Origin of the sequence: Leucobacter sp. wl10 (genome assembly GCF_003569785.1) — a bacterium.
Lineage (GTDB): Bacteria > Actinomycetota > Actinomycetes > Actinomycetales > Microbacteriaceae > Leucobacter.
The window spans coordinates 13583-30537 of sequence record NZ_KZ983995.1; the positions used below are offsets into that span (position 1 = coordinate 13583).

At 72.4% G+C, this 16955-nt stretch carries 15 protein-coding genes; 9 read left to right on the top strand and 6 right to left on the bottom strand.

Features of this window, described 5'->3' with window-relative positions; genetic code table 11:
- Positions 1–10: 10 nt before the first annotated feature.
- A complete protein-coding gene (locus D1J51_RS09670) occupies positions 11–1153 on the bottom strand; it encodes a zinc-binding dehydrogenase (RefSeq protein ID WP_205547857.1) in 1143 nt (380 codons plus the stop codon).
- 194 nt (positions 1154–1347) lie between these two features.
- Between D1J51_RS09670 and D1J51_RS09675 the strand changes: the two genes are divergently transcribed.
- Complete coding sequence (locus tag D1J51_RS09675; RefSeq protein WP_119074990.1) at positions 1348–2781, top strand: amidohydrolase; 1434 nt, start codon at positions 1348–1350, stop codon at positions 2779–2781.
- 155 nt (positions 2782–2936) lie between these two features.
- On the opposite strand, the gene D1J51_RS09680 is transcribed toward D1J51_RS09675, so the two are convergent.
- Positions 2937–3674 carry an SDR family NAD(P)-dependent oxidoreductase gene (locus D1J51_RS09680; RefSeq protein ID WP_119074991.1) on the bottom strand — a complete coding sequence of 246 codons (738 nt, stop codon included), beginning with the start codon at positions 3672–3674 and terminating at the stop codon, positions 2937–2939.
- Between the two features lie 108 nt (positions 3675–3782).
- Here D1J51_RS09680 and D1J51_RS09685 point away from each other — a divergent pair, with 108 nt between their 5' ends.
- Complete coding sequence (locus D1J51_RS09685) at positions 3783–4784, top strand: aldo/keto reductase (RefSeq protein WP_119074992.1); 1002 nt, start codon at positions 3783–3785, stop codon at positions 4782–4784.
- 135 nt (positions 4785–4919) lie between these two features.
- Here the strand turns inward: D1J51_RS09685 and D1J51_RS09690 are convergent, their stop codons facing one another.
- Positions 4920–5639, bottom strand: a complete 720-nt coding sequence (locus D1J51_RS09690) for an alpha/beta fold hydrolase (RefSeq protein ID WP_119074993.1) — start codon at positions 5637–5639, stop codon at positions 4920–4922.
- A 183-nt stretch (positions 5640–5822) separates the two neighbouring features.
- On the opposite strand from D1J51_RS09690, the gene D1J51_RS09695 reads away from it, so the two are divergent.
- Positions 5823–6797 (top strand): methyltransferase, encoded by a 975-nt coding sequence (locus D1J51_RS09695; RefSeq protein ID WP_119074994.1) that lies wholly within the window; start codon positions 5823–5825, stop codon positions 6795–6797.
- Positions 6798–6863: 66 nt separating this feature from the next.
- On the opposite strand, the gene D1J51_RS09700 is transcribed toward D1J51_RS09695, so the two are convergent.
- Positions 6864–7457 carry a TetR/AcrR family transcriptional regulator gene (locus tag D1J51_RS09700; protein WP_119074995.1) on the bottom strand — a complete coding sequence of 198 codons (594 nt, stop codon included), beginning with the start codon at positions 7455–7457 and terminating at the stop codon, positions 6864–6866.
- 220 nt (positions 7458–7677) lie between these two features.
- Here D1J51_RS09700 and D1J51_RS09705 point away from each other — a divergent pair, with 220 nt between their 5' ends.
- Positions 7678–9270, top strand: coding sequence for a GMC family oxidoreductase (locus tag D1J51_RS09705; RefSeq protein WP_119074996.1), 1593 nt, complete (start codon positions 7678–7680; stop codon positions 9268–9270).
- A gap of 31 nt (positions 9271–9301) precedes the next feature.
- On the opposite strand, the gene D1J51_RS09710 is transcribed toward D1J51_RS09705, so the two are convergent.
- Together D1J51_RS09710 and D1J51_RS09715 are read right to left on the bottom strand one after the other, a co-directional pair.
- A complete protein-coding gene (locus D1J51_RS09710; RefSeq protein WP_119074997.1) occupies positions 9302–10297 on the bottom strand; it encodes a formylglycine-generating enzyme family protein in 996 nt (331 codons plus the stop codon).
- Entirely contained in the window at positions 10278–10907 is a 630-nt protein-coding gene (locus tag D1J51_RS09715) for a TetR/AcrR family transcriptional regulator (RefSeq protein WP_119074998.1), read from the bottom strand. The genes D1J51_RS09710 and D1J51_RS09715 overlap by 20 nt, the downstream gene beginning before the upstream one ends.
- A 226-nt stretch (positions 10908–11133) precedes the next feature.
- On the opposite strand from D1J51_RS09715, the gene D1J51_RS09720 reads away from it, so the two are divergent.
- Genes D1J51_RS09720 through D1J51_RS09740 form a run of 5 tightly spaced genes read left to right on the top strand, consistent with a single transcriptional unit; the run spans position 11134 to position 16891 of the window.
- Positions 11134–12165 carry an ABC transporter substrate-binding protein gene (locus tag D1J51_RS09720; RefSeq protein ID WP_119074999.1) on the top strand — a complete coding sequence of 344 codons (1032 nt, stop codon included), beginning with the start codon at positions 11134–11136 and terminating at the stop codon, positions 12163–12165.
- 2 nt (positions 12166–12167) lie between these two features.
- Positions 12168–12947: an ABC transporter permease gene (locus tag D1J51_RS09725; RefSeq protein WP_119075000.1), complete on the top strand. Its 780-nt coding sequence runs from the start codon at positions 12168–12170 to the stop codon at positions 12945–12947.
- A complete protein-coding gene (locus D1J51_RS09730) occupies positions 12947–13783 on the top strand; it encodes an ABC transporter permease (protein WP_119075001.1) in 837 nt (278 codons plus the stop codon). Before D1J51_RS09725 ends, D1J51_RS09730 begins: the two co-directional genes overlap by 1 nt.
- Positions 13780–14571: an ABC transporter ATP-binding protein gene (locus tag D1J51_RS09735; protein WP_119075002.1), complete on the top strand. Its 792-nt coding sequence runs from the start codon at positions 13780–13782 to the stop codon at positions 14569–14571. The genes D1J51_RS09730 and D1J51_RS09735 overlap by 4 nt, the downstream gene beginning before the upstream one ends.
- Position 14572: 1 nt before the next feature.
- Positions 14573–16891 (top strand): arylsulfatase, encoded by a 2319-nt coding sequence (locus D1J51_RS09740; RefSeq protein ID WP_119075003.1) that lies wholly within the window; start codon positions 14573–14575, stop codon positions 16889–16891.
- The last annotated feature ends 64 nt before the right edge of the window (positions 16892–16955 follow it).

Below are 16955 nucleotides of genomic sequence, written 5' to 3' on the forward strand. Positions count from 1 at the left end.
CCTTTCGGGGTCAGCGGACGGTGAGCCGGGGGTCGACGACGGCCTTGACCTCGTCGAGGCGGTGCATGCTCGCGATGCGGTCCGAGGCCTGCTCCAAGCCGCAGGGGGCCGAGAACAGCGCGTCCCACGGGAAGCGGTCGGAGAAGGCGCGGAAGAATTCGATGGATCGGTGGTAGTCGGAGACGTCTCCGTTGAGCGAACCCACGACGGTCAGCTCCTTGCGCATGATCTCGGAGAGCGCGACAGCCTCGCCCGCCGGGCCCGTCGATCCCACGATCGCCACGGTGCCGCGCTGCGCCGCCATGCCGATCGCCTCGGGGCCGACGCTCGGCGCGCCTGCGAAGTCGAGCACCAGGTCGGCGCCCTTCCCGTCGGTCATCTCCATCGTCCGCGCGACCGTGGCGTCGGAGCCGTCTCGCCCGCCGTCGGCGGGGTCGGGGGCGCCGATGTCGATCGTGTGCGTCGCCCCGAAGCGCTCGGCGAGGGCGAGACGCGAGGGCGGCGCTCCGACGGTGACGACGGTCCCGGCGCCCGAGATGCTCGCCACCGCCGTGGCGAAGAGGCCCAGCGCGCCGGATCCCTGCACGACGACTCGGGATCCGGGGCGCACGCCCCCCGCTCGGTCGAAGGCGCGCAGCACCGTCTTCGCGGCGCAGCCCGCCGCCGCCGCCCACGTGTCCTTGACCTCGACGGGCAGTCGCAGCTTCTGGGCGCCCGGTGCGACGTAGGCGTACTCGGACAGCCCCGCGGTCGCGTACGGCGGCGCGTCGGAGCGCTGCAGGAAGCCGTAGCCGCGTTTCGAGCAGGCCACGGGCTGCCGCAGCACCGTGCAGCCGAAGCACCGGCCGCAGACCGACTCCGACCAGCCGATGCGGTCGCCCGCGCCGATGGGCTCGCCGAGCGCGTCGACCGCGCCCTCGCCGGCGGCGACGACCTCGCCGACCATCTCGTGCCCGAGCACCATGGGCAGCATGCCGGGAAAGCTCATCCTGCCCTCCCAGATCTCGATGTCGGTGCCGCAGAGGGTGGCGCAGGTGATGCGCACGAGCGCCGCGCCGGGTTCGACGCGTCGGGGGAGCGGCAGCTCCTGCAGCTCGAGCGGGGCGCCGTGCTCGGTGAGCACGGCCGCGAGGGTGGATGTGGGGATCGCCATCGAGTGCTCCGTTCCGCGGGGGTTCGGCACGGCGTCGTTGCCGGGATGCCGATGATGTGATTTTATTCTACATACGTTGACATAAATGGGAAGCCCCGCGCTGGATCGGATCGGATCGGGACGGATCGGGGCGGATCGGGACGGATCGGGGCTAATCGGAGCGCCGCGGAACCGCGGCCGCACGGAGGAGGACGATGAGCTCGAGCGAAACAGGGACGCGGGCGCTGATCCGCGAGCGCGGGGGCCCGCCGGGCCGCGCGGAGCTGGTGCTGCGCGGGGGCTCCGTGCTGGTGATGGACGCGCGCGGCAGCCGGGCCGAGGCCGTCGCCGTCGCCGGAGGGCGCATCGCGGCTCTGGGCGATGACGCCGACGTCGCCGGCTGGATCGATCCCGGCACTCGCGTGGTGGAGCTCGAGGGGCGGGCGGTGCTGCCCGGCATCAACGACTCCCATCTGCACGGCTCCTGGCTCGGCTCGCGCTGGCCGCACACCCTCTTCGGCGCCCCGGACCCCGAAGCGGCCGCCCGGGTGCGCGGGGCGCTCGTGCGCGACCGGGCCGGGCGCCGCGCCGCGATCCTGCGCGCCGGCCGCATGCTCGCCGAGTACGGCATCACCAGCTACACCGAACCCGGCGTCGGCCCCGGTGAGGACGGCGGCGAGACGGGCTGCTTCCACAGCGAGGTCATCGACGTCTACCGGGAGCTCGCGGCCTCGGGCGAGCTGCTGCAGCGCGTCACCCTGCTCGCCCTCTACGGAGTGCTCGACGGGCCGAGCGACCTCGACACCGTGCTGCGCGGGATCGCCGCGCGCGCCGCCGCCCCCGCCGAGCCCTCGCCGGAGTGGTTCAGCGTGCCGGGGGTCAAGCTCTTCGGCGACCTCATCCCGCTCTCCAGACAGGCGTGGACCGAGCGCGCCTACGACGACGGAACCCACGGCGACCTGCTGGTGCGCGGCGACTCCGTGGAGCAGAAGGCGGAGCGCCTCGCCGAGATGATCCGCGCCGCCCACGCGGCCGGCCTGCAGATCGGCATCCACGCGACGGGCGATCGCACCGTCCAGCTGGCGCTCGACGCGATCGCGGAGGCCGCCGCGGCGCCGGGCGCGCCCTCGGCCCGCTCGCTCGGGCACGTCGTCATCCACGGCGACCTCGCGACCGAGGCGCAGCTGCGCCGCATGGCCGAGCTCGGCGTGTGGTGCAACGCGCAGTCCGGGATCGCCGCCGCGAGCGACGAGTGGCTGGCCGGCATGATGGGCGCCGACGTGGCGGCGGAGGCCTGGGCGTACGGCGCCGCGCTCGACGCGGGGGTGCTCGTGCTCTCCTCGGACGCGCCGGTCCTCGGCTTCGACTGGCGGCGCGGGATCGCCGACGCCGAGGCCCGCATCGTGCGCACGGGCGGCTCGGCGACTCCGGAGGCCGCCCGCGAGCGCCTGCACCGCCTGCTGCGGGCGTACACGGCGGTGCCCGCGCAGCAGGATCGCGCCGCCGCATGGAAGGGGACCGTCTCGGCCGGCAAGGTCGCCGACCTCGTGGTGCTGGCGCGGGACCCCTTCGAGGTCGGCGCCGCGGGCCTGCCCGATGTGCCGATCGACCTCACCGTGCTCGACGGGCGCGTGGTGTTCGAGCGCTAGGCGATCCCGCCCCCGCCCCCGCCCGCCCCCCCCCGCCCCCCGCCCGCGTTTTCGCATGCCGAAACACCAAGGCGCTCCCGAAGGACCATCAGATTTCCGCGAATATCGTGGCTTCTCGGGAGAATCGCGGTGTCTCGGCGGGGTTCCGGACCGGCTCAGGTGAGCAGCTGGCCGCCGTCGACCGCGAGGCTCACTCCCGTGATGTGCGCCGCGCCGGCCCCCGCCAGGAACACCACGGCGGGGGCGATGTCGGCGACCCGCGCGAGCTCTCCGAGGGGGATGCGACTGGACCACGCCTCGCGGGCCCGCGATCCCCGGGGCATGCCCGCCTCGAGCATCGGTGTGAGCACCGGCCCCGGGGCGACGGCGTTGACGCGGATCCGGTGAGCCGCCAGCTCGATCGCGGCCCAGCGCGTCATGGAGTCGACCGCGGCCTTGCTCGACTCGTAGGCGCCCATGCCGGGGGTGGGCTGGCGCCCGCCGATCGAGGAGATGTTGACGATCGCGCCCCCGCCTCCCGCGGCGATGCGGTGCCTGGCGAAGACCTGGATCATGGTGAAGGTGCCGATCACGTTGACCTCGAGGATCGAGCGGTAGGCGTCGGCCTCGAGTTCCGTGACGGCGCCGTGCACCGAGAGGATTCCGGCGTTGTTGACGAGCACGTCGACGCCGCCGCTCTCGGCCAGTCGCGCGAGGGCTTCGCGGGCGGCTGCGGCGTCGGTGATGTCGAGGGCGATCGCCTGCGCGCCCAGCGCCTCGGCCGCGGCGCTCGCGGCCTCGCCGTCGCGGTCGGCGAGGATCGTGCGATCCCCGGCCTCGAGGAACGCTCGGGCGATGCCCTGGCCGATGCCGCCGGCGCCGCCGGTGATGAGGATGGTGCGGGATGAGGTCACGGTGACTCCTTCGTCGTGGGCGCGTCGCCTGGGGGATCCGCGGTGGATTGATCGCGATTTATATTATACGATCGTGGAAAATAAGCTCGCGTGTCGCAAGGAGGCGCTGTGGAGTTCAGCGGCAGGGTTCCCACCCGGAGGCTCGGGCCCGGTGGGCCGGAGGTGCCCGTGTTCGCGCTCGGATCCTGGAACATCTGGGATCGCATGGAGGCCCCGGATCGTCTCGCGCTGATCGAGCGCGCCGTCGAGGTGGGCTCGGCGTTCTTCGACGTGGCCTATTACAACACGGGCCCCCACGCCGAGGCCTCGCGCACCGACCTGCTCTTCGGCGAGGCGATCCGCGAGGCGGGCCTCGCGCGCTCCGATTACCGGCTCTGCGGCAAGCTCTGGCTGTGGGAGTACCCCCGGACCGGATTCGCCGGCCAGATGGACGAGTCGCTCGAGCGCATCGGGCGGGGCGGGGCGGACGTCGGTGCGTTCGACACCGTCGTCGTCGGCGACTTCATGGGCGGCATCGACATCGCCCGGGTGGTGCGCGACGTGCAGGCCGAGATCGACCGCGGCAGCTTCTCGAGCTGGGGCGTCAACAACTGGCCCGCCGCCGCGCTGCAGCTGGCGCTCGACACGGCCGCGGCCGAGGGGCTCACGCCGCCGAGCTTCGCGCAGCTCAAGTACGGGCTCGTGCGCCGCAGCGTGGCGGAGGGGGAGTTCTACGGGCGCTGGTTCGCCGAGGGCGCCCTCGCGCTGCAGGCCTCCGACGCGTTCGAGGGCGGGATCCTCGTGGGCAAGCTCAGCCCCGCCCGCAAGATCGGCGCCGACGTCGGGGGCATCCGCGAGCGCATCGTCGCCGCGTACCCGCGCGTGGCCGGGATCGCGGCCTCGTTCGACGCGACGCCGGCACAGCTCGGCATCGCGTTCTGCCTGGCGAACCCGGCTACCGCGAACGTGCTCTTCGGCGCCTCGAGCGTGCGCCAGTTCGACGACAACCTCGGCGCGGTCGCCCTGCTCGATCGGGTCGGCGCCGAGCGCCTCCGCGAGGCGACCGCCGATCTGTGGCTCGACCGCGAGGTGCGCGCCGACGGTGTCTGGGCTCCGCCCGAGGCGTCGTAGCGGGCTCGGAGTCGGCCCGGCGCGGCGTTAAACCGCGATATCGTAGCGCGCGGCCGGCGCGCCGCAGAATGCGCAGCCGCCGTCGCGCTCCGCCGGCGCGAGCTTCTGCGCCGGGGTGAACCGCCGATCCGGCGGCTACGCCAGGAACCGGATCGCCGCCTCGCGGAACTCCTGGCTGTCGAGCGCGCCGCGGTGGTCGCCCGGCACGCGCGCGAGCGAACCCCGGGGGAGTGCGTCGGCGAGTGCGTCGACGCCCTGGTTCATCTGGTCATCCGCGCCCGCGACGAGGAGGGCGGGCACGCCGGGGGCCGCCGCCCGAGGTGCGAAGGGCTCGGATGCGAGGCCGGAGATCAGCTTCGCGAGGGACGCGGTGTCGCGGCCCGGGGCCGAGATCATGCCGGCCATCATTGCGACGAGCGGGGTGACGGGCTCGGCCCCGCCGAGCACCGCCTCGAGCTCCGCGGGATCGACGGCGGCGAACGGCTCGAGGGGGCTGAGCCCGCCGAGCACGAGCCGGCGCGCGCGCGGCGACGTTGCGGGCAGCTCCCAGGCGAGGCGCGCGCCCAGCGAGTAGGCGATGGTGTCGAAGTCGGCCTCCGCCGCCACGCCCGTGACGGCGTCGAGGATCGCCGCGACGACCGCGGAGGTCGTCGCCTGATCAGCCGAGGCCACCGCCGGGCTGTCGCCGTGGCCGGGGAGGTCGACGGCGATGACGGAACGGCCCGCCGCCCCCAGGGTCCCGGCCCAGCCCGTGGAGAGGAAGTCTTCCGCGGCGCTGGAGGCGAAGCCGTGGAGCAGCACGACCGGGGGCCGGCCTCCGTCGGCTGCGGGGAAGTGGTGGACGGCAAGGGCCATGATCTGCCTTTCGACGGTGAACGGGGGCGGAAGCGGCTCGGCGCGCTGTTTTTCTATGCTAGTAGAAAATAACGGAAGCGGAGCTGGATCTTTTATGTCTACGAATGTAGAGTTTACCGCAGGCACACCACGGACACCGTCGTCTCGCCTCGCGGGGCGGCCCGGAACCAAAGGACGACACGCATGACCGCAACCCCCGAACGCATCGTCGACATCGCCATCGGCTTCATGGGCGCCAAGCAGCTCGACGCCGCGGCTCGCATCGGCCTCTTCAAGGCACTCGCCGACGGGCCGAAGACCGTCGGCGAGCTCGCGGCGGACACGCAGCACGCCGAGCGCCAGGTGCGCACCCTCGCCGACGCCATGAACTCCCTCGGCCTGCTCGGCCGCGCCGACGGCGCCTACTCGCTCGAGGCCGACGCCGAGAAGTATCTCTCGGGCGGGGGCGAGATCGACCTCACCCCGTTCATCGCGTTCCTGGGCGACATCAGCTACAGGCAGTGGCTCGGCTACGGCGATACGGTCGACACCGACGAGGCGGGTAGCCTCGATCTCGACGCGGCCGGCTGGGAGTTCTTCCTCGACGGGGTCATGACCTACAACGCGCTGCACGCCGAGCAGTTCGGCGAGGCCTTCGACTTCTCGGCCTACCGGAACGGGCTCGACTTCGGCGGCCTCGCAGCCGGCTTCTCGATCGCGGCGATGCGGCAGAACCCGGAGCTGAGCACCCGCTTCGTCTACGCGCCCGACATGGCCGGGGGCATCGCGGAGGCCGCCGCCGCTGCCGGCCTCGCGGACCGCGTGACCGTCGAGGAGGGCGCGACCGAGCAGGCCGAGCCCGGAGGCGATCACGACCTCGTGCTGCTCACCCACGTGCTGCACCGCTTCGACGAGGCCCAGAACCGGGCCATCCTCACCGCCTCGCGCGGCGCGGCGGCCGACGGCGCGACGCTCATGCTGCTCGACTTCTTCCTCGATCGGGACAGCGCTCAGCGCTCCATCGACGCCCTGCACGCCGGCGAGTACTTCAACATCGACGGAACCGTGGTGTACCCGATCGAGCAGGTCGAGGCGTGGCTCGCCGACACCGGCTGGAAGATCGATCGCCTCGTGGCGCTGCCCGGCAGCCCCCGCGTGCTGGTCGCGACAGCGGTCTGACCCCGGAGAGCGGCGCCGTGCCCACCGTCATGACCGCGCCGTCGCGACCGCGCCGCGCCGGTCCCGCTACTCCGGGCGCCGCAGGCGCTGGATGAAGTCGGTGACCTGCGCGTCGAGGATCGAGCCGTCGAGGTGCTCGGGGCTCACGACGCGCGTGACGGTCGCGCCGATGTTCATGAGCACGATCTCGCTGACGAGCTGCTCGTCGGGCGTCCGGGTGAGGACGTCGCCGTCCTCGCGCCCCTCGCGCAGGTACTGGAGGTAGCCGGCCTTCCACGAGGTGAGGTGCTCGCCGTAGTCGTGGTCGATCTCGGTGCTGAAGGCGCAGCGCTCCCAGAAGGAGAGCAGCACGCGGGCGGCCGTGGCGTCCTCGTTCGTGGGCAGCGTGTAGCGCATCGACATCTCGAGCGCCTCGATGCCGCGCTTGCCCTCGACGTGCGCGGCGAGTCGGGCCTGGATGCGCGACAGGGAGCGCTCGTAGGCCCCCTCGATGATCGCGTCCTTGCCGGAGAAGTAGTGCTTGAGGGCGCCGTTGGCGAAGCCGGCCCGCGAGGCGATCTCGCGCATGGTGGCGGCCTCGATGCCGCCCTCCACGATGAGTTGCCAGGTGACGTCGACGATCTCCCTGCGGCGCTGATCGTGGTCGATGATCTTCGGCATTGAGGCATCCTTCGGCGGTCGGCGGACCTTTTCTCCTCCAGTGTAGACGAAAGACCCTCCGTGGGTTCCGGATCCGGACCGGGCGGCATCCGTTGCGCCGCAGTGCACGCGCCTTGACTCAGGGGGCACGACCGAAATGCGCGTCTCGACCGGCTCGCAACCGGAGTGGGATTCTGGAGTGGACCGTGCGGCGACGGGGCCGCGCGCGAGAGGAGTTCTGATGTCGGGTCAGTCCGGATCGGCCGCGGCGCCGAAGAGCGTGATCGTCGTGGGCGCCGGCTCCGCCGGCTCGGTGGTCGCGCGCCGCCTCGCCGACGCGGGCGTGGCGGTGACGCTGCTCGAGGCGGGCGGAGAGGACACGAACCCCGCGATCCACGACCTCAGCCGCATGGGCGAGCTGTGGCACAGCACCGACGACTGGGACTACTCCACGGTGCCGCAGGAGGGCGCGAACGGGCACCGCCTGCACTGGCCGCGCGGCAAGGTGCTGGGCGGCTCGCACTCGCTGAACGCGATGATCTGGGTGCGGGGCGTGCCCGAGGACTTCGACGACTGGGCGTCGCTCGGCAACCCCGGCTGGGAGTGGGAGAACGTGCTCCCCGTGTACCGGACGATCGAGAACTACCGCGGTGCGGGCGATCCCGAGCTGCACGGCACGGGGTCGGACGGCACGACCGGGCTGCTCGACGTCACCGAGGAGTACGAGCTGTCGCCGATCCAGGGGTCCATCATCGCCGCCGCGGCCGAGGAGGGGCTGCCGCGCAACCCCGACTACAACGGCGCCTCGATCGAGGGGGTCTCGCAGCAGCAGTTGACGATCCGCGACGGCAAGCGTCTCAACACGTACATGGCGTACGTGAAGCCGGTGCGGGATCGCCTCGCCCTCGAGGTGGGGTGTCACGTGCACGAGCTCGTCTTCGCCGCCGCGGCCGAGGGGGAGCGGCCGCGCGTCGTGGGCGTGCGCTTCGCGCAGGGCGGCGAGGTGCGCGAGCTGTTCGCCGACGAGGTGGTTCTCGCGGCGGGCGCGATCGACTCGCCGCGGGTGCTGCTGCGCAGCGGGATCGGCCCTGCCGACGAGCTGCGCGAGGCGGGGATCGAGCCCCGCGTCGACCTGCCCGGCGTCGGCAAGAACCTGCACGACCACTACCTGGCCCCGGTGATCTTCGACACCGCGAAGCCCGTCGACCCGCCGCGGGAGGGCGTGTCGGTCACGCAGTCCCACCTGTTCTGGAAGAGCCGTGACGAGCTCGACCGCCCCGACACGCAGCCGATCATGTTCTCGGTGCCGATGTACGGCGACTTCCTCGAACCCAGGGGGGACAACGGCTTCTCGCTCATGGCGGGCCTCATCTCGCCGCGGTCGCGCGGCGAGATGAGGCTGTCGGGTCCCGATCCCGAGGACCCGCTGCTGCTCGACCCGCACGCGCTCGAGCACGAGGACGACGCGGCGTCGCTCGTGGCGTCGGTGCGGCAGTGCCGCCGCATCGGCCGGCGGCCGGCGCTCGCCGCCGCGCCCGAGGACGGCGGCTGGGGCGCCACCGAGGTCTACCCCGGGCCGGGCGTCGGTGACGGCGATGACCTGGTGGACTACGTGCGCAGCACTCTGGCGACCTATCACCACCAGGTGGGCACCTGCAAGATGGGCGTCGACGAGCTGGCCGTGGTCTCGCCGCGGCTCGCGGTGCACGGGGTCGACGGGCTGCGGGTGATCGACGCGTCGGTGATGCCGCGCGTCACCACCGGCAACACCAACGCCCCGGCGGTGCTCATCGGCGAGCTGGGAGCGCGCTTCGTGCTGGGCGGCGAGCGCTGAGTCGTCCCGTCTGCGCGCCGCCATCTCCGGCTCAGCCGAGCGCGACCGTGCGGAAGCCGGCGTTGCCCATCGACGAGTCGGGAGTGTTGCGCGACCGCGCCGAGTTGCGGTACCGGTTGCAGTACGAGGGGTGGCAGAGGTAGCTGCCGCCCCTCAGCACGCGCTCCCGACCCCGCTCGGGACCGGCCGGGCTCTCGGCGGGCGATTCGGCGTAGTAGCCGGGGTCGAAACGGTCGGCGCACCACTCCCACACGTTGCCGACGGCCTGCCAGAGCCCGTAGCCGCCCGGCGCGAACGAGCGCACGGGCGCCGTGCCGACCCATCCGTCCGCGGCCGTGTTGTGGGCGGGGAATGCGCCCTGCCACACGTTCGCGCGCCAGACGCCGTCGCTGCCGTCGATCGGGCCCTCGCCCCACGGGTAGGTCGCCGCGTGCAGTCCGCCGCGCGCCGCGCACTCCCACTCGGCCTCCGTGGGCAGTCGGCGGCCGGCCCACCCGCAGTAGGCGACCGCGTCGCGCCAGCTGACGTGCACGACCGGGTGATCGTCGAGCCCGTCGAGCGACGAGGCCCGCCCGCCGGGGTGCCGCCAGTCGGCGCCGCGAACGCCGATCCACCAGGGGGCGCCCGCCGCGGGCTCCGCGATATCGGCGGTCGGCGCCCGCACCAGCAGGTGGAACACGGCCGAGGCGCCGAAGCGCTCGGCGTCGGTCGTGTATGCCGTGGCCGCGATGAAGCGCGCGAACCCGGCGTTCGTGACGGGTGTCGCGTCGATCTCGAAGGCGTCGAGCGCCACCCGGTGCACCGGGCGCTCGCCGTCGGCGGCCAGGCCGTCGCCGGAGGAGTCGCCCATCGCGAAGGCCCCGCCGGGGACGACGCACTGCTCGACATCGTGCCGACCGGTCCCGTGCCGACCGGTCCCGTGCCCGCCGGAGGGCGTCGACGGCGCCGAGAGGCGCGGCGGAGCGCCGGATCGCGGCGCGGCGCGACTCGGGCCGCAGCACCCGGGGTCAGGCTGCGGAGCTCGCACGGGCGGGCCTCCTCTCGTCGCAGCCCCGCAGCGCCGCGAGGATGGAGTCGATGCTCGAGCGCAGGCTCGGGTCGGCGGCGGCCTCGGGTACGAGGACGGCCATCATCTGCCAGCCCGCGTTGTGCGCCGAGACGCGGTTGACGGCGTCATCGATGTCGAGGCCGGGGTCGAGGTCGCCGTCCTCGCGGGCTTCGGAGAGGAAGCGGCGGATCAGCTCGCGTCGGCTGAGGATGTTCTCGTGGTGGATCTGCCACAGCTCGGGATCCTGCGCCGCCCGATCCCAGAACGAGAGCACCACGCGCGAGCGCTGCGGCCCGTCCTCCTCGAAGGGGAGCAGCTCCAGGAACATCTGCCGGAGCGCTTCGAGGCCGCGCACCCCCTCGGTGCGCTCCAGCGTGCGGTCGTGGGAGCCCTGGAAGACCTCGAGGAACGCGGCGGTCAAGAGGCTCTTCTTGTCGGGGAAGTAGCGCGCGATCGCCCCGTGCGCGTAGCCCGCCTCGGCGGCGATCTCGCGCATGGTGACCCGGTCGAATCCGTCGCGGATGATGATCTTGGTGACGGCCGCGACGATGTGCGCGCGGCGCTCATCGTGATCCACGATCTTGGGCATGCGGTCTCCTTTCCGCCCGTCTCTTTCTCGATCATAGGGTTCCCCGGCCGGAGAGATCCGGTGCGCGGGAGACACTCGGCACTTTTCGTCACCAAATGGTGACGAATCGTTACCTCGTCGTTACTGAAAGAGGACGATCGGAGATTATCCTTTAGTCACCGATTGGTGATTAAACGAATCGGCGGATCCCGCGAGGGGCCGTCACCAGCCGACGAAGGAGTCGTCCATGCAGAAAACCAACCGTCTCGCCGCGGCGCTCGCGGTCGCGGCCGCGGCCGCCCTCGCGCTCGCCGGTTGCTCCTCCGGCTCCTCGGGCCCCTCCGGCTCGTCCGGCGACGCCGGAGCCGGGTCGGGTGCGGGCGGCGGCCTCACCACGCTGAAGGTGGCGACCATCGGCCTCACCTCCGACGGCAGCCTGCTCACCGGCATCGAGCAGGGCTTCTTCGAGGAGGAGGGCCTGCAGATCGATACCTCGATCGTCGCGAATCCGCCCGCCGGCCTCGCGGCGGCCCAGAGCGGACAGGTCGACGTCGCCTACTCGCCGAGCATTCCCCTGCTGAACGCGCTGAGCCAGGGCGTGCCGCTCCGGGTGATCGGGGCGGCGGACGGCTACCCCGACGAGCCCGCGGCATCCGAGAAGGACGCCGCGGCCATCGACGACACCGGGCTGTTCGCGGCGGTCGGCAGCGGGATCGCGTCGGTCGAGGACCTCGACGGCAAGACGATCGCGGTCCCGGCGCGCAACGCGCAGCTGGAGGTCGTGATCGCGGGCGAACTCGACAGGGCCGGGATCGATCCGAAGAGCGGGGTCAACTGGGTGGTGCTCGACTTCACCTCGGCCGTCGAAGCGCTCAAATCCGGCAACGTCGACGCCGCGGGACTCGTCAGCCCCTTCACCACCGAGGCGGAGACCGCGGGCGCGACGCAGATCTCCGCCCCGTCGGTCGGCTTCTTCGAGACCGGGGCGACCGGGCTCTGGACCGCCGGCTCCTCCACCATCGAGAGCAAGGCCGACGCCATCGCGGCCTTCCAGCGCGCGATCGTCAAGTCCAACGAGTACGCGACCGCGAACCCCGAGAAGGCGATCCAGGCCGGTCTCGACTACACCGAATCGAGTCTCGCCATCGCCGACGTGAAGGTGCCGGTGTGGCCGACCGAGGTGAAGCCGCAGGACCTCCAGCGCCCCAACGAGAAGATGGTGAACCTCGGCTTCCTCGCCCAGCCGGTCGATCTCGCCGGCGTGATCTACACGGGCTGACCATGCGAGAATCCCGACTGCTCGACTCCGGCATCGGCGCGCTGGGCGTCGTGGCGGCGATCGGCCTGTGGCAGCTCGCCGCCACGACGGGGCCGCTCGCCGAGTCGCCGCTGCCCACCGCCGACGAGGCCTTCGGCGCGCTGTTCCGCCTGGTGGCGACGTCCGAGATGTGGCTCGCGACGTGGGACACGGTGTACATGGCGCTGCTGGGCCTCGCGATCGCGACGGTGGCCGGCGTGCTGCTGGGGATCGGGATCGGGGTGTCGCCGCTGGCGATGCACGCGACGCGGGTGCCCCTCGAGTTCCTGAAGCCGATCCCGCCCATCGTGATCCTGCCCGTGGTGATGCTGGTGCTCGGCCCCACCGTCGGAATGGGGGTGTTCCTCGTGGTCGTCGGCTGCTTCGTGTCGATCGTGGTGCAGGCCTCGGCCGGCGTCTTCGACACGGATCCGGTGGCGAAAGCCACCGGACGGTCGTACGGCCTCGGCTCCGCCGAGATCATGGGGCGCATCGTGCTGCCGAGCTCCCTGCCCTACATCGGCACCGCGGTGCGGGTGGCCGCGCCCACGGCGCTGATCGTCGCCGTCGTCGCGGGCCTCGTCGGCGGCGCTCCCGGCCTCGGCCAGAGCCTCGTGCTCACGCAGATCGCGGGCAACCAGGATCAGCTGTTCGCGTACGTGCTGGTCCTCGGCATCCTCGGCCTGATCGTGCAGGGGCTGAGCCAGTGGGGCGAGCGACGCCTGCTGCACTGGCACCCCCAGTACCGGAAGCAGGTGGCGTGATGACCGCGACCTCGACCGTGCTCATCCGCACGAGGGAGGCCCGCCGCCAGCGGCGCAGCGCCCTGCCCAGGTGGGTGCTGATCGGCGCCGAGATCCTGGTGCCGATCCTGCTCCTGGCGGTGTGGTGGTTCGCCTCGGCCGGTTCGACGAACACCTTCTTCCCGCCACTGCAGATGATCCTCGAGCGCACGGCCGCGCTCGCGGGCACACCGATGTTCTGGGGCGACGTGGGATCCTCGGTGGGCAATCTGCTGCTCTCGTTCGTGCTCGCCTGCGCGAGCGGCGTGGTGCTCGGCATCGCGCTGGGCACGGTGCGGTGGCTGTCGGCCCTCGTGGAGCCCACGATCCACTTCTTCAGGGCCATTCCGCCGGTGGCGCTCGTGCCGATCTTCGTGTCGCTGATCGGCTTCGGCAACGAGACCCGCATCCTGTCGATCACGCTGTCGGCGCTGTTCCCCGTGTTGATCTCGACGATCGACGGCATCCGCGCCACCGATCCGGATCGCCGCGCCGTCGGCCGCATCTACCGTTTGGGCCGATGGGACCGCATCTTCTCGGTCGCGCTGCCCGAGGCGAGTCCGCGCATCCTCTCCGGGATGCAGGTGAGCCTGATCACGGCGTTCGTCGTGATGGTCGCGAGCGAGATGCTCGGATCCTCGAACGGCCTCGGCGCGCGCGTTCTGCTCGCGCAGCAGTCGTTCATGATCGCCGACATGTGGGTCGGCATCCTCGTGCTGGGCGTCATCGGCTACGCCGCGACCGCCCTGCTCTCCCTCTTCCGGCGCCGCGTACTGCGCTGGTACATCGCCATCCGACAGCAGGAGAAGAACCTATGACCGCCACGACGACCGAGGCTCCGGCGCGCCTGAGCGTGCAGGGGCTCGCGAAGACCTACGACACGAAGAAGGGCGCGGTGCCCGTCATCGCCGACCTCACCTTCGAGGTGCACGCGGCCGAGATCGTCTGCATCGTCGGTCCCTCGGGCATCGGCAAGACGACGCTGCTGAAGTGCCTCACGGGCCTGCAGTCGATCACGTCGGGAACGGCCCGCATCGACGGCAAGCCGATCGACGGGCCGCCGGAGGAGATGGCGCTCGTGTTCCAGGAGTACACGCGCTCGCTCATGCCGTGGTTGACGGTGGAGAAGAACGTGCGGCTGCCGCTGGGGCACCTGCGCCTGCCCTCCGCCGAGCGGGAGGAGCGGATCCGCTCGGCCCTGACGGCGGTCGGCCTGGCGGGCGCGGAGGCGAAGTATCCGTGGCAGCTCTCGGGCGGCATGCAGCAGCGCGTGGCGATCGCCCGCGCCATCGCCTACCGCCCGGAAGTGCTCGTCATGGACGAGCCCTTCGCGTCGGTCGACGCGCAGACCCGCTTCGAGCTCGAGGACCTCTGCCTCAAGATCCGCGAGGAGTTCGGCATGACCATCGTGGTCGTCACCCACGACATCGACGAGGCCGTCTACCTCTCCGACCGGGTCGTGGTGCTCGGCGAGCGCCCGGCGCGCGTCACCGAGATCCTCGACATCGACCTCGGAGGGCTCCGAGACCAGATCACCACGCGCGCGCTGCCCGGGTTCGCCGAGCTGCGCACACGCATCCTCGAGCTCATCCGGAAGGCCGGATAGCGTGCCGGAGCAGAGGCGGCTGCGCGGCTACGAGGGCTTCGGGGGGCGGGTCTCCGAGTTCGTCTCGGACTCGACGCCCTGGTGGCGGCAGCGGCCCACCGCCCCCGACGGGGCGCCGAATGTCATCGTGATGCTGGTCGACGATCTCGGGTTCAGCGACCTCGGCCCCTTCGGCAGCGAGATCCCGACGCCGCACATCGACCGGCTCGCGGGCGACGGCTGGGTGTTCACCAACTACCGCACGGCGCCCATGTGCTCGCCGGCCCGCGCCGCGCTGATGACGGGCCTCAACCCGCACCGCGCGGGGTTCGGCTTCGTGGCGCACACCGACCCGGGCTACCCCGGCTTCACCTGCGAGCTGCCGGACGACGCGCCGACGCTCGCCGAGTCGCTGCGCGCGGGCGGCTACGCCACGTTCGCCGTGGGCAAGTGGCACCTGACGCTCGAGTCGAGGCTGCACGACGCGGCCGACCGGTCCTCCTGGCCTCTGCAGCGCGGCTTCGACCGCTACTTCGGCAGCATGGACGGGTTCACCTCGCTGCACCACCCCCACCGGCTCGTGCGCGACAACTCGGTCGTCGACGTGCAGGAGTTTTCCGACGGCTACTTCCTCACAGACCAGCTCACCGACGAGGCGCTCGCCATGATCGACGCGCTGCGCGCGAGCGACGCCGCCAAGCCGTTCTTCCTGTACTACGCCCACACCTCGGTGCACGGCCCGATCCAGGCGAAGGCGGTCGACATCGAGCGGCACCGCGGGCGCTACGAGGCCGGCTGGAACGCGCTGCGCGAGGCGCGCTTCGCGCGGCAGCGGGAGCTCGGGATCGTGCCGCAGCACGCGGAGCTGCCGCACGACGCGATCGCGGACGGACACCGGATCCCGATCTGGGACTCGCTGAGCGACGAGGATCGCGCGCTCTTCGCGCGCCACATGGAGGTGTACGCGGCGGCGGTCGACGAGGTCGACCAGAGCGTCGGCCGCCTCGTCGCCCGTCTCGAGCAGCTCGGCGAGCTCGAGAACACGATCATCGTGCTGGCCAGCGACAACGGAGGCACGGCTGAGGGCGGCCCCGGCGGCACGCGCAGCTACTTCGCGCAGTTCGGGCACTCGGCTCCGGTGCCCGAGGGGTGGGTGAGGGACGTGCCCCGCGACCTCGAGGACATCGGCGGCCCGACGCTCTTCTCCCAGTACCCCACCGGGTGGGCCCGCGTCTCGAACACGCCGTTCCGCTCGTTCAAGTCGTCCACCTACGAGGGCGGCGTGCACGCGCCGCTCATCGTGGCGTGGCCCGCCGCCCCAACGAGCTCGCGCGGCCTGCGCGAGCAGTTCGTGTTCGTGTCCGACCTGGCGCCCACCATCCTCGAACTCGCGGGCGTGCCCCGGCTCGCCGAGCTGAGGGGGCGGCCCGCGCAGGAGGCCGACGGGCGGAGCATGGCCCCGGTGCTGGGAGACCCCGACGCCGAGGTGCGCGAGGCGCAGTACTTCGAGTGCCTGGGGCGCCGCGCCATGGTCGAGGGGGAGTGGAAAGCGGTGTCGCCCACGCCGCCGACGCGCGGGGAGGGCGCGGCCGGCGGCTCCTGGGAGCTGTACCGCCTCTCCGAGGACCCGACGGAGACCCGGGATCTCGCGGCGGCCGAACCCGATCGCCTCTCCGCGCTCGCCGAGCGCTGGCGCGAGGAGGCCTGGAGCAACGCCGTGTTCCCGCTCGATGACGACGGCACGCTGCACGCGAACCGCCCTGAGACGGAGGCCGCCCTCGCCGCGCCCGTGTCGCTCATACCGTTCCGGCCGCCGCTCGAGCGCTTCCGCGCGGCGCAGCTGACGGCGCTGAAGTCGTTCGTCGTCGAGGCGTCGCTGGCGCTCGGCGAGCGCGGGGAGGGGGTGGTCGTCGCCCACGGCGACCAGGGCGGCGGCTACCTGCTGGCCATCGAGGACGGCGCGCCGCTGCTCTCCTACAACGCCTACGGCGAGATGCACCGGGCGCGGGGCGGCGCGCTGCAGCCGGGCGCCCGCGAGCTCGTGCTGCGCGTCGACGAGCTCGAGGGCCTGCGGTGGCGGCTGCGGCTCGAGGTCGACGGCGCGCTCTCGGCCGAGATCGCCGCCGTGCCGATGCTGCTCGGCATGGCGCCGTTCACCGGAATCAGCGTCGGGTACGACTACGGCGGCCCCGTCGACTGGGACCTGCACGAGCGGCGTCGCTCGTTCCGCTTCGCGGGAGGATCCATCGAGCGCCTGCGGTACGTGCCGGGCGCTCGCTCGCGGCACGACCGCACGGTGCTCCGCGACATCGGCGGCGCCGTCGCGCAGCTCGCCGACTGATCGGGCCGCCCTCCGCGCCGAGCCGCCCCGAGCCGCCCCGAGCCGGATCGAGCGGGCCCGGGCG

Coding starts and splice junctions, on each gene's coding strand:
- D1J51_RS09670 (WP_205547857.1), bottom strand. CDS start 1,153: ATGGCGATCCCCACATCCACCCTCGCGGCCGTGCTCACCGAGCACGGC.
- D1J51_RS09675 (WP_119074990.1), top strand. CDS start 1,348: ATGAGCTCGAGCGAAACAGGGACGCGGGCGCTGATCCGCGAGCGCGGG.
- D1J51_RS09690 (WP_119074993.1), bottom strand. CDS start 5,639: ATGGCCCTTGCCGTCCACCACTTCCCCGCAGCCGACGGAGGCCGGCCC.
- D1J51_RS09695 (WP_119074994.1), top strand. CDS start 5,823: ATGACCGCAACCCCCGAACGCATCGTCGACATCGCCATCGGCTTCATG.
- D1J51_RS09700 (WP_119074995.1), bottom strand. CDS start 7,457: ATGCCGAAGATCATCGACCACGATCAGCGCCGCAGGGAGATCGTCGAC.
- D1J51_RS09705 (WP_119074996.1), top strand. CDS start 7,678: ATGTCGGGTCAGTCCGGATCGGCCGCGGCGCCGAAGAGCGTGATCGTC.
- D1J51_RS09715 (WP_119074998.1), bottom strand. CDS start 10,907: ATGCCCAAGATCGTGGATCACGATGAGCGCCGCGCGCACATCGTCGCG.
- D1J51_RS09720 (WP_119074999.1), top strand. CDS start 11,134: ATGCAGAAAACCAACCGTCTCGCCGCGGCGCTCGCGGTCGCGGCCGCG.
- D1J51_RS09725 (WP_119075000.1), top strand. CDS start 12,168: ATGCGAGAATCCCGACTGCTCGACTCCGGCATCGGCGCGCTGGGCGTC.
- D1J51_RS09730 (WP_119075001.1), top strand. CDS start 12,947: ATGACCGCGACCTCGACCGTGCTCATCCGCACGAGGGAGGCCCGCCGC.
- D1J51_RS09735 (WP_119075002.1), top strand. CDS start 13,780: ATGACCGCCACGACGACCGAGGCTCCGGCGCGCCTGAGCGTGCAGGGG.